Source organism: Salmonella sp. 741265055_HSA (genome assembly GCF_046569525.1).
GTDB classification, from domain to species: domain Bacteria; phylum Pseudomonadota; class Gammaproteobacteria; order Enterobacterales; family Enterobacteriaceae; genus Salmonella; species Salmonella enterica.
In genome coordinates this window covers 1-12,530 of sequence record NZ_JBKFSQ010000061.1, presented here as the reverse complement: position 1 = coordinate 12,530, position 12,530 = coordinate 1, and the positions used below count along the sequence as shown (strand labels likewise).

Here is a 12,530-nt window from a genome sequence, read left to right as displayed (position 1 = left end):
GAGCACTGCCCAGGACCAAAATGGCAAGTAAAATAGCCCTAATGGGATAGGCTCTTAGGAAGGTGAATCATTCCGTCGCTGATGTGGGTAGCATTATTGGTGGAAACGTTGGGAAAAATATAACTGGTGGTTATTTTCAAAATGCCTGCCCTATTCGAATGAGCTATGTTTTGAATGCGACAGGATTCCCAATAGCCCGTAATTCTCCGTATGCAAAGGTTAGTGGTGCCGATAATAAATTATATATTTATCGCGTGAATGATATGATGGATTATCTTACTCATATTATGGGCAAGCCTGATCTTATTGTTAATAATCCGAAACAGAGTGACTTTATAGGGAAGAAAGGAATTATCGTAGTAAAAGGGCATGGCTGGAGCAATGCCAGAGGACACGTTACATTATGGAATGGCAGTATCTGTTCAGATCAGTGCCACTTATTAAATGACCCAGATAATGGACCATTTGTTCCTGAAGTTGGGATTCTGGGGATACTATCGTGAAATGGTTAATATTAGTTACTTTCAGCATAAGTGGAATGTTGGTATGGCAGCCATCCTTTGCAAAAGAAGCATTGACCACACAATATTCACAGTCGGAACTCTTAAAAAATTGGGCGCTGAGTCATTGTCTGGCATTAGTATACAAAGATGATGTCGTTAAAAACGATGCCAGAGCTACGGCCAGTGCTTACCTTGAATATGGTAAACAATCTGTGGAGATTTACCATGAAATTGATGAGATTGCGAAAAAATATTCAGGGTTGAAATATAATGGCTCAATATCATCAGATTTTAATACCATGAAGTGCATAGATTTTATCCACGACAGTGAATTAAATGAATTAATTGAAAGGCGTGTCGAGAAGTAAAATTCAAAGATATTAAAAGCATAAGTTCTCTTGCTCTGATGAATTTATGGGTAAGAAAGAGCTGTACAGGAATAGTTAATCTGTTCACCTAATAAAGCAGATAAATCAGGGCTTAATTTAGGTAGTTAAAAGGATAGTAGATATGTCTTATGACATTTTTCTGAAAATTGACGGCATCGACGGTGAGTCGATGGATGACAAACACAAAAATGAAATTGAAGTACTGAGCTGGCGCTGGAATATCCATCAGGAATCCACCATGCACGCCGGTAGCGGTCTCGGCTCCGGTAAAGTATCTGTTACTCATCTTTCATTTGAACATTACATCGATCGCGCCAGCCCGAACCTGTTCAAATACTGCGCCTCCGGCAAGCACATTCCGCAGGCCATTCTGGTTATGCGTAAGGCTGGTGGCAATCCGCTGGAGTACCTCAAGTATACCTTCACCGACCTGATTGTCGCCGTGGTTTCTCCGAGCGGCAGCCACGATGGTGAAATCGCCTCCCGTGAAACGGTGGAGCTCTCCTTCAGTACCGTGAAGCAGGAATACGTGGTGCAGAACCAGCAGGGCGGCAGCGGCGGCACCATCACCGCAGGCTACGACTTCAAGGCCAACAAAGAAATTTAACGGTTTTTTTTCCGGCCAGATTTATATCTGGACGGATTTATTATTTTGATTTTAAAGGAATTTATAGTGAATAAATGGCGTAACCCCACTCGGCGGTTATGTGCGGTAGCTATGCCTTTTGCACTGCTCCTGCTTTCCGGATGCGGCAGTAGCGATGCGTTACCTGACCTCGAATCACAGCGACTCGACCTGAGCGTGAAAGCCTCCGATAAGGTGAATCCTGACAATCAGAAGAAGGCCGCGCCCATTGAGATACGTGTTTATGAACTAAAAAATGACGCCGCTTTCACGACAGCCGATTACTGGTCGCTCCATGACAACGACAAATCCGTCCTTACCGACGATTTAGTGCGTCGCGACAGCTTTATTTTGCGTCCCGGCGAAGAGAAAAAACTGCGTCGCCCGCTGAATGCGCAGACCACGGCAATCGGCGTACTGGCCGGATACCGTAACCTGGCCAAATCGGTCTGGCGGGTAACCTACAAAATCCCGGAAGCCCCGGAAAAAGCCTGGTACAACAACTTCATACCGGGGAAAGGAAAAGTGCAGTTGGATGCGGAACTGGAACAAAGCGCTATTGTAATTACGGAACGGGATAAATGAATTATGAGCTGGAATGACCGCGTAGTCTGGAGTGAAGGACAATTTTTACTGCCGCAGATGTTTCAGCAGCAAGAGCGTTATCTGGAACACGTCATGCATTACCGCAGCCTGCCGCTGACCCCCTTTTTCTGGGGATTCAGCCACTACAATATTGATGGCGAAGCGCTGAACATCGGTAAACTGATACTGAAAGAGGCATCAGGGATTTTTCCCGACGGCACGCCGTTTAACGCACCGGACCACACTCCGCTGCCGCCGCCGCTGACCATCCTGCCGGAGCATCTGAATCAGCAGATTTGTCTGGCGGTACCGGTACGCGCGCCGAACAGCGAAGAAACCACGTTTGACAATAACCCGGAATCACTGGCGCGTTTCTCGGTACACGAACACGACATCCGCGACGCCAACTCGCTGGGACGTGGCGCGCAGTTATTACAGCTTAGTCACCTGCGTCTGCGGCTGCTGCCGGAAAAGGCGGTGACGGGCGCCTGGATTGGCCTGCCGCTGACCCGCATCACCGGGCTGAACCCTGACGGGCGGATAGATATCGACCACGACCTGATCCCGCCCATCATTAATTATCAGGCCAGTTCACTGATGTGTACCTGGCTGTCGTGGATCAACGATCTCATCCGGATGCGGGCCGATTCGCTGGCGGAACGGCTGACCGGCAGCGACAACCACGGCCATGAAGCAGCAGAGGTCTCCGATTACCTGCTGCTGCAAATTCTCAATCGCTTTGAGCCGCTGCTGACTCACCTGGCGAAAACCCCGCTGGCCCCGGAAGTGTTGTATCGCTACCTGTCCGAACTGGCCGGGGAACTCTCCACCTATGTGCGTCCACAAACGCGACGGCCCGCTGAATACAAAGAGTACAAACACCTGACGCCCTATGCCGGGTTGAAATCACTGGTCGATGAGGTGCAGTTCCTGCTGAATGCGGTACTGATCCGGGGCGCGCAGCGCATCGAACTGAAAGAGGGGACTTACGGCATCCTGAATGCGGTGGTGGCCCCTTCCGATCTGGCCGATTTCAGCACGCTGGTGCTGGCGATAAAGGCTTCAATGCCGACCGATGTGCTACTGCAACATTTTGCCGCCCAGACCAAAATCGGGCCATCCGATCGCCTGCCGGAACTGATCCGCTCGCATCTGCCGGGGCTGGCTTTGCAGGTTCTGCCTGTACCACCGCGCCAAATCCCATTTCAGGCCGGATACATCTATTACGACATCCGCCGCGAGGGAGCATTGTGGGAACACATTGCCCGTTACGGCGGGATGGCCATGCATACCGCCGGGGAATTTCCGGGGCTGGAGACAGAACTGTGGGGAGTGCGCGATAAATGACAGACAGTACCCTGACGCCGCCAGCGGCAGACATGATGTCCTTTTTGTCCACCACGCCGGAGCATAAGGACAGTGAATATGAAACGCCGGTACACACCAGCCAGCGCACGGAACTCAATGTCATCGTTGAAGACGGTCCGGACAGCAAACTCCAGCTGGCTGAAATCAGCGCGGCGGCTAACCCGTTGCTCGCCGCTGCCCGGCCTTTATTGTGCGCTCTCGCAGCCATGCCCGCTAAGCTGGATGCGGCCCTGGTAGAGCCTTACCGTAATCTGCTGGTACGCGAGATGCATCTGTACCAGACATTATGCGATCAGGCGAACCTGCGGCGCGAGCACGTACTGGCGGTACGTTACTGCCTGTGTACGGCGCTTGATGAAGCCGCCAATAACACAACCTGGGGACGGCGCGGCGTCTGGGCCGGAAAAAGCCTGCTGGTAACATTTCATGGTGAAAGCGAAGGCGGGATAAAACTTTTCCAGATCATCGGGCGTCTGGCGGCCAGTTTCCAGGAGCATGGCAACGTACTGGAGGTTATCTACCACCTGCTGGGGCTGGGATTTGAAGGGCGCTACAGCGTGCAGCCAGACGGGCGTAAGCAACTGGACAATATTCGCCAGCAATTGCTGACACAGCTTTCACAGCGTCGCGATCCGGTTATGCCCGCGCTCTCGCCTGACTTTCAGGGGGCGATAAGCGGACGACTGCGACGGATGCGCCGGGTGCCGGTCTGGCTGAGTGCCGGGGTCGTCCTGCTGGCGATGCTGACGCTGTTTGGTCTTTACAGCCACCGGATGGATGTGCAGACCGTTGCCGTACAACAGCATATTGATGCGATTGGTATAAAACTGCCGCCGCCGCCCGTGCCGGTTCATAAGCTGCGGCTGAAAATCCTGCTGGCGAACGAAATCGCTCGTGGTCTGCTGACCGTGGACGAAGATGACCAGCACAGTAGGGTGGTCTTCCGTGGCGACGCCATGTTTGTACCGGGACAGAAAACGGTGAGTGACGCAATCCGGCCAGTGATTAACAAAGCGGCGCGGGAAATCGCCCGCGTGGGCGGCGCAGTCACTGTAACGGGTCACACTGATAGCCAGCCCATTCATTCGGCTGAATTTCCATCCAACCTGGTGCTGTCGGAAAAACGGGCGGCGGAAGTTGCGGCATTGCTGACCTCCGGCGGCGTACCTGTCGGACGGGTACATATCGTTGGCAAGGGCGATACGGTGCCGGTGGCGGATAACGGCAGTAAAGCCGGGCGGGCGAAAAACCGTCGGGTGGAAATTCTGGTGGTGGAATAAATTGATGAAAAAATCAACCTATGATGTGTCTCATCATTCGCCAGTATGTGGCGTGACGGGGGATTATTATCGGATCTCAGCGACATATCACATAAAACGATCTGTTCGTGTTTTTTTGATCATCTTATGTTGCCTGTTACCCGGTGGCGCTTTTGCCGGATCCCCGATTAACGCAGGATTCATTTCCCCCGATAATGTCAACCTCAGCACTCAGGATTTCCTGAAATTTTATGCCACTGACAACGTACAGAAAAAAGACAATACACTGATGTATATGCTGGGGGTGGCGGATGCTACAGAAGGTAAAGCCTGGTGTGGATATGGTCAGGTTGACAGTATAACAATAAACCATACTGTGCTGACCTGGCTTGAACAGCACGCGGTGACAAAGCCTGATGTAAGGGCTTCAATACTAATAGAGGAAGCATTAGTTAAAAATTTTCCCTGTCAGAGGACAGACCCCTCCATAAAAATTGCTTCCCGGTCATCCCCCATTTTATCCCTGACTCCGGATGCGCTTAATCTTTCAGGTAATGACTTTTTTAAATTTTGGGTGTCTGGTAATCAACGGGATAAACTCAGGGCGGGTGTCTATCTGCTCGGCGTGGAGGATGCAACGGAGAACAAACTGTGGTGTGGATACGCTTTATTTAAGACGCTAACATTAAATGAATTAGTCTATGTTTCTCTTAAAAATAAAACCAGTGAAGAACTGAATTCTCGAGCGGCTGAGCTTATCATAAATAAATTAATAGAGTATCCCTGTAAGATATAAAATCATTCAAGTTGCATCAAGGCGGCAAGGGAATGAATCCCCGGGAGCGTACATTAGTTAGTGACCGGGGTGAGCGAGTAAAGCCAGCGCACATGTAGCCTGAAGTGTGACAGGTATACCCTGTGATAATGTTATCGCTGCCAGTTCAGATAAAGTCTTGGTGGTAAGGTCTTGGTGGTAAGGGATTGATATGTTTAAGGTGATGGTCTGTCTGTTGGTGGGTATTCCTGCCATTTCTTATGCGCAGGATTATGGGTGTGCTACGGTTGGAGCATCAATGGAGTCATCATTATTTGATGCCATAAAAAATGACCTGAATATAGATGTCGCTACTATTATAAAGGATAAAACAAAGGTAGAGATTCTTGATATCTCGCCTGTATCTAAGGTCTATGCAGAATCTCTGGCCAGGATGGATTATGAAAAAGATAAGGCCAAAAATAAAGTGGCAATATTAGATAAAAAATCCTATTTCGATAGTTACTATGAAAATCAGGTTAAATCTATCGTGGCAAAATATACCTATATTAACAAAGATAAAGAAAAAGATATTTTCATTGCATCCAGCTTCATGAATGCTGATGAGTGTTCTGTAAGATTTAATGGTTATATTACTTTATCCAGGGAATTTTAAAATATTGATTATTGGGTGGCGAGTCGAAATATAATGCAAAAATTTCTTAGTCTGCTTTTTTCCCGGCGCGCGCTGGCGGTTGTGGGCGTTCTGGTTCTGGCGCTGCTGGTCTGGTTTGTCGGGCCGCTGGTGTCATTTGATACCCTGCGCCCGCTGGCCTCCGTGGGTAGCCGGGTAGTGACCATTGCCCTGTTGCTGATGCTGCTGGTACTGTGGCTGGTCAACTGGTCGATGAGCATTATCGGCATCAGTGTCCTGTGCCTGGCGATTGGCTTCGTCACACCGCTGCTGGCCCTGGGCGATGTCCATCCGTTTGCGCCGCTGTGGGTCCGCCTGACCCTGATTGGTTTCATCCTGCTGATGTACGCGCTGTACGGCCTGTACCGGCTGTGGCGTGCGCTGCGTATGGATGAACAACTGCTGCGTCGCTTCCTGCATCCGCGCGGGGAAGAGGTACCGGTGGCTGGCGAGATCAAAGCCGACCTGCGCACCGTCAACCATATTGTCACGCAGGCCATCCGGCAGCTGCGGCAGTTGCGGGTGGACATGCCCGGCTGGCGTAAAATCTTCGAGGGAAAACGCTTTCTGTATGAGCTGCCGTGGTTCATGGTGGTCGGCAGTCCCGGCGATGGCAAAACCACGGCCCTGCTGAACACCGGATTGCAGTTCCCGCTGGCGGAGCAAATGGAGCAGACCTCGCGCATCCTGACAGTACCGGGTGGCGGCACGCTACACTGCGACTGGTGGTTTACCAACGAAGCGGTACTGATTGACACCGCCGGACGCTACGCCCGCCACGATGACGGCGGCGAAGCGAGCGCCGCGCAGCGTAACGCCGGAGAGTGGCAGGGCTTTCTCGGCCTGCTGCGTAAACATCGCCCCGGCGCGCCGCTTAACGGCGTGATCCTGACGCTAAACGTGGCGGATTTAACCGCACAGTCACCGGCGGAACGCCTGGCGGCCTGCGCTGCTCTGCGGGCGCGACTGGCAGAACTGCGCGAGACCCTGGGGATTCGCTTTCCGGTCTATCTGGTGGTCACCAAAATGGATTTGTTGCCGGGGTTCAGCGAGTATTTTCGCACGCTGACCAGCCATCTTCGCGCACAAATCTGGGGCTTCACGTTGCCGTACAGCCGCAGGCGAAAAGTGGGCGACCCGCAGGCGCTGCACGCCGCCTGCGCGCAGGAGCTGGCGCGCCTGACGCTGCGGTTGGATCAGGGACTGGATACCCGGTTACAGGAAGAGTACGACCTTAAAAGCCGCCAGCGGTTGTATACCTTCCCGCGTGAGTTCGCCGCCCTCGGCGAGCCGTTGCTGGAGGCTATTGAACAGATCTTCCTCGATTCAAAATTCGATGCCACGCAACTGAATAACACGCTGCGCGGGGTGTTTTTCACCAGCGCCGCGCAGGCGCAGGCCGACGCCGTGGCCGACCAGTTGAGTATCTGGCAGCGCTTTGTCCGGGCGATAAAAACCGCCCGTGGCGAATCCTCCGCCTCTCTCCCGCACGCTCTGCCGGACGGCAACCGCAGCTACTTCCTGCATGACCTGCTGACACAGTTTATTTTCCGTGAAGCGCACCTGGTAGAGCCAAACCTCCAGTGGGCCTGGCGTTACCGCCTGCTGCGCCTCGGCGGGCACCTGCTGGTACTGGTGCTGGCATTCCTGTTGTGGCAGGGGATGCAGACCAGCCAGCAGACCAACGGCGACTATCTGAATGAAATCAGCGCCCGCGCGACCCGGCTGGATGGTGAAGTGAAAGCCTACACCGGTAAACCGGCGATGGCTCCCGTCCCGGCACTGCTGGACAGCGCAAGGGAACTGTCCGCCTGGCCGGAACTGGACCCGGACGCGCCGCCGCTGACCTGGCGCTACGGCCTGTACAGCGTACCGCCGGTAACCGACAGCGTGGCGTCGCTGTACAACCGTCTGCTGGATCAACTGCTGCTGCCGCCGCTGGTGAAACGGATGGAGTATGTGCTGGCGGACGCCATTGCCCGTCAGGACAGTAAAGCGGCGTATGATGCCCTGCGCATCTATCTGCTACTGAATCTGGATAAAGATCACGAAGATAAATACAACGCGGCGGAGATCCAGTCGTGGGTGATTAACGATCTGGGGAACAGCGACAGCGTGGCCGGGTTTGGCGGGCGCGCCGCCGTGCTGACGCATATCGAAGCGCTGTTTGACGGCAGCCGGGTGGTGCATTCACCGTATGAGAAAGATGAGGCGCTGATCCGCCAGGCGCGGGCATTCCTCGACGGTCACACCAGTACCGAGCGTATCTATGCGCGGGCGCTGGCGGCAATGGAGAGCGAAGCGCCGCAGGAGTTTACGCTGGTACGCGCCGTCGGCGCGGATGCGGGAACGGTGTTTGTGCGTAGCAACGGCGCGCCGCTGGATCGGGGCGTGCCGGGTATTTTTACCCGTGAAGGTTACCGGGAGCTGTTCGACAAACGATTACCGGAATTTGTGGCGGCGGCGACGGCGAACGATGGCTGGGTGATGGGCCGGGAGAGTACGCCAAAAAAGCTGACTGACAGCCTGCGCAGCCAGATACCGGGGCAGGAGCAGTCTGTCGCCCGCGAAGTCCGCCGTTTGTACCTGACGGAATATGCCCGCCGCTGGCAGGATTTTCTGGACAGTATCCATAGTATCAACAGTGCCGGGGAAGAGGGCAGTTCCGGCCTGGCCTATGATTTACAGGTGCTGCGCACCCTGGCGTCGCCGGACTCACCGCTGATGCGGCTGGGAAAAGCGGTGGTGGAGCAGACCACGCTGGTGCCGCCGCCGGACCCGCAGGCCAGACAGAAACAGCTGGCGCAGCGCGCGTCCGGTAACGCGGGGAAAGTGGTACAGACGGCAAAACTGTTCCAGGATATTCACCCGGAAGAGCGGCTGGAAAAAACGCTGGTAGATGACCGTTTCGCCGCGCTGCGCGAGGTCATTGGCGGGCGGACGGACGGCGGACAGAGCGGCGGTGGGACGATGCAGATCGCTTCGCTGCTGACCATGCTCAACGAGTATTACACCCAACTGACCATTGCTGACAGCGCGCTGGCGGCGGGGACGTTGCCAGCGCGCATTACTGCCGCAGACAAGTTGCAACTGGAGGCGGCGAAACTGCCCGCACCGCTGAAAAACATCCTGCTGGATCTGACGAAGCAGGGAACGCGCAAAATCAACGCCGGGACCGGCGATGTGCTGAACACCCAGATGGAGGCGATGATGGGCGACGACTGCCGTGACGCCATCGACGGGCGCTATCCGTTCGCCGACAGTCCGCAGGAGGTCAGCGCCGAGGACTTTAACCGCATCTTCGCCAGCGGCGGCGTACTGGATGCCTTCTGGAGCAAACAACTGGCTCCGCTGGTGGATACCGCCAGCGACCCGTGGCGCTACAAACCGACCGAAGGCAACATGACGTTGCAGGGGCCGGATTTAACGCCGTTTCAGCAGGCGAAGCAGATCCGCAGCGTGTTTTTTAACAGCGAGGGCGGGAAAAAATTTTCCTGGTCGATGCAGATTAGTGTGGTGGATATGGACCCGGCCATCACGGAACTGGTGATTGATATCGACGGCCAGGTGCTGCGCTACGCCCATGGCCCGGACCGGCCCCTGAAAGTGACGTGGCCGGGACCGCGCAACGGCTCGATGGCGGAAATCACCGCCAGCCCGCGTATTCGCCAGGACACCTCAACGCTACTGACCGGCGGGCCGTGGGCGCTGTTTCATCTGCTGGACGCCGGAAAGGTACAGGAAACGGCGGTGCGGGGGCGCCAACTGGTGGAATATGATTTTGACGGTCGCCGGGTAGTGCTGGAAATCACCGCCGGGCGGGATTTTAACCCGGTCAGCCGGGAGCTGTTGCAGAACTTCAGTTGTCCGGCGAGGGCGTTGTAATGCGCCGGCCAGCGGTGGTATCAGCCCCGGCGATGTTCGGCAGGCTGCCGGACCAGCGCGACTATGTGCGCTGGCGGGTGGGCGCTGAAGAGGGACGAATATGGCAGGACTGGCTGAACCGCCAGACATGGGTGGGCAGCGGGCGGCATATCGTGTTGCCGGAAGGCCAGACGACCGATGAAGAGCGTGACGGCTGGATGCATCTGTCGCCGCGTGGCGAACACGCTATGCCCGCGCCGGAACACCATCCGCTGCCGTGGAGCTTTGTGATGTCGCCGGGATTTTTGCCGATGGGTGGGACGACTGACTGGCTGACCGGGGTGCTGATGGCATCGCGTGACAGCGTGGGACGCCCGTGGCCGCTGGTGATTTACCAGCGCTGCGGTCGGGAGTGGCTGGAGGAAAGTCTGCCGGAGATACAGGGCTGGCTGTACTGGCTGGCGCGGCTGACGGCGCAGCATATCTCGCCGGACACAATGCGTCGCGGACGGCTGACGGAGCAGGTGGACCAGCTATGGGCGATGTGGCAGCCGGGGCCGTGGTGGGCGCAGTGGCTGCGTGGGTTACGACGTACATCGCAGCGCAGCCGGGAACTGACCGGGCTGGCGGATGAAGCACCGGTAGTGGAACTGCCGGGCGTGCGTTATCTGCCGTGGCCGGGCTGGCCGGGTAAGACTCTGGGGCAGGCAAGACCGGGGCAAGGCTGGTTCTGGCAGCAGAACAGTGAAGGGCGGTATGTGGATGCGCTGCGACTGGTGGGGAATAACAGGAGGGAAGAGTGAAAGACTTATGGCAGACAGCACTGAACACGCAAGAACAAAATAGTTTCGCTGCAACCTGTAAGCCAGAAGATAATTTGTTGTTAAACGGTGTATTTTTGTGGGTTGAAACCACAGGTGCGGGTCATGCTTTTGTCTCTGTACATATGGATAATTCTGTTTATTTGTACACTTACGGGCGGTATGGAAGGACTGGCTCTAGTGCGACTGTCGGAGATGGTATTTTAAACTTCTTTGAAGATGAAGATGCCCGATCTTATTATCGTTATGAGCTATATCAGATGGAAGCACATGTGTTTGAAATAAATGATGCTAATCCGATATTGGTTCGTGAATTTTTTGAAAAATTGTGGAATGCAGCAAAACCACCTGTTCCTACAAAATCAATGACGGACAGGGTAAAGTTGCGGGGGCGTACAATTGATATTTATGATGTAACCGGAAATAATTGTACGACACACTCCGTTGAGGGGATTAAATATTCTGGTTCGAAAATATTTGAGACAAAATATATATTACCTTCTATACAGTCATCATTTGGGGTATCTGCTTCGCCACAGTTAACAGTTGACACAGAGATAGATTTCACGATCCCTTTCTCATTACAACAATACCTTATTGAGAAAAGTTCTGATTTTTCATCAATGTCAGTAATGAATATGACCAGTGAATTCAGGCAACAATATCCTAATATTGGTGATAAAAGTGGAGCAGCACAGGGATTGAGCGCTGTACTGATGGGGGTGGGAGCAAAAAGTTCTGCTTCATCAGGTACCTCGTCGCCATATTCTGGTGGTACATCTGGCGGTTCTCTGGGGAGTTCATACAATGACAAATAAATTCTGGATACGCTGGGGGATTATTTTATTTATCTCTGCCATTTATTATATTGTTGTTTTTTATTTTAATATTATATTTGCAGTGAATTACTCGGAAACGATGAGCATGGGAGGGGATTTTAGTTCGTCCCAGTGTGTATGGTTTGCCAGACAACTCTTATCGGATCATAATTATGTGTTCATTGTTTCAGTTGTGGGTTTTTTAATTTGTATGCCACTTATTTTGCTGGCTTTCAAAAAAATAAGATAAGCATTGCATTTTTTTTGAAACGTAAGCGCTTTTTTGTGCTTTTTAAAATATGTTTGTGCCAGTGGAATGTTATTTCCGACTGCCAGATATTGCGCTTAAATTTAGTATTAAAGGAGCAAATACCATGAGTTTTGTATCCACAAATAATAAATCCGGTATGGGGGGGCTGACGACAACCACGCCGCCGATAACAGGTGAAAACAGTGGAACTACAGCAGGTTCGGTTGCCGGAAGCGTGGCGGGAGCCGCAGAAGCGGCAGTGGAACAGGCGCTGGGATCTCTGATGGGCGACCTGCCTGAACCGTCGGGGTTGGTGAAAGCAGCGGTGGCTGCGGCGGCACAGGCTGCGGCAGCGGCGGGCGCGGCGGGCGCGGCGGGCGCGGCGCAGGATGTGATATCGGCACTAATTTCTGGTGCAACCAGCGGGCCGGGCGCACATAACGTGACGGTCAGCGGCAGCGCAGTTCCACCGCAGATGCTGCTGTTTTCCAGTCTGAACGGCTCGGAAGCTCTCGGTAGCTTGTTTACCTACATCGTACAGCTAAAAACGCCCGACACCCTGAATCTGGGCTATGTCTCCCCCGCAGCCAACCTGCCGCT

The 12,530-nt window shown here is 53.8% G+C and carries 11 protein-coding genes and 1 pseudogene; all 12 read left to right on the top strand.

Annotated elements, in window-relative coordinates; all coding sequences use genetic code 11:
- Positions 1-62 precede the first annotated feature (62 nt).
- A complete protein-coding gene (locus ACLD4K_RS21245) occupies positions 63-503 on the top strand; it encodes a type VI secretion system amidase effector protein Tae4 (RefSeq protein ID WP_411012464.1) in 441 nt (146 codons plus the stop codon).
- Positions 504-538: 35 nt separating this feature from the next.
- On the top strand, positions 539-871 hold the full coding sequence (locus ACLD4K_RS21240) for a type VI secretion system amidase immunity protein Tai4 (protein WP_350389827.1): 333 nt from the start codon (positions 539-541) through the stop codon (positions 869-871).
- A 142-nt stretch (positions 872-1,013) separates the two neighbouring features.
- Complete coding sequence (locus ACLD4K_RS21235) at positions 1,014-1,499, top strand: Hcp family type VI secretion system effector (protein ID WP_411012463.1); 486 nt, start codon at positions 1,014-1,016, stop codon at positions 1,497-1,499.
- Positions 1,500-1,565: 66 nt separating this feature from the next.
- Positions 1,566-2,102, top strand: coding sequence for a type VI secretion system lipoprotein TssJ (gene tssJ, locus ACLD4K_RS21230; RefSeq protein ID WP_183059605.1), 537 nt, complete (start codon positions 1,566-1,568; stop codon positions 2,100-2,102).
- Between the two features lie 3 nt (positions 2,103-2,105).
- The gene (gene tssK / locus ACLD4K_RS21225) at positions 2,106-3,449 is read left to right on the top strand and encodes a type VI secretion system baseplate subunit TssK (protein WP_000118732.1); all 1,344 of its coding nucleotides are present in this window, start codon (positions 2,106-2,108) and stop codon (positions 3,447-3,449) included.
- Positions 3,446-4,750 (top strand): type VI secretion system protein TssL, long form, encoded by a 1,305-nt coding sequence (gene tssL / locus ACLD4K_RS21220; protein ID WP_411012462.1) that lies wholly within the window; start codon positions 3,446-3,448, stop codon positions 4,748-4,750. The genes tssK and tssL overlap by 4 nt, the downstream gene beginning before the upstream one ends.
- A gap of 1 nt (position 4,751) precedes the next feature.
- The gene (locus ACLD4K_RS21215; RefSeq protein ID WP_411012461.1) at positions 4,752-5,525 is read left to right on the top strand and encodes a Rap1a/Tai family immunity protein; all 774 of its coding nucleotides are present in this window, start codon (positions 4,752-4,754) and stop codon (positions 5,523-5,525) included.
- A 202-nt stretch (positions 5,526-5,727) separates the two neighbouring features.
- Entirely contained in the window at positions 5,728-6,159 is a 432-nt protein-coding gene (gene sciR / locus ACLD4K_RS21210) for a Shiga-like toxin A subunit SciR (RefSeq protein ID WP_369571175.1), read from the top strand.
- Positions 6,160-6,192: 33 nt separating this feature from the next.
- Positions 6,193-10,062 (top strand): Type VI secretion protein IcmF, encoded by a 3,870-nt coding sequence (icmF, locus tag ACLD4K_RS21205; RefSeq protein WP_411012460.1) that lies wholly within the window; start codon positions 6,193-6,195, stop codon positions 10,060-10,062.
- Positions 10,062-10,844 carry a TagF domain-containing protein gene (locus ACLD4K_RS21200; protein ID WP_411012459.1) on the top strand — a complete coding sequence of 261 codons (783 nt, stop codon included), beginning with the start codon at positions 10,062-10,064 and terminating at the stop codon, positions 10,842-10,844. The genes icmF and ACLD4K_RS21200 overlap by 1 nt, the downstream gene beginning before the upstream one ends.
- On the top strand, positions 10,841-11,680 hold the full coding sequence (locus ACLD4K_RS21195) for a hypothetical protein (protein WP_000654209.1): 840 nt from the start codon (positions 10,841-10,843) through the stop codon (positions 11,678-11,680). The genes ACLD4K_RS21200 and ACLD4K_RS21195 overlap by 4 nt, the downstream gene beginning before the upstream one ends.
- Before the next feature lie 374 nt (positions 11,681-12,054).
- Positions 12,055-12,530 (top strand): annotated as a pseudogene (locus ACLD4K_RS21190) (type VI secretion system tip protein VgrG); the annotation flags it as partial.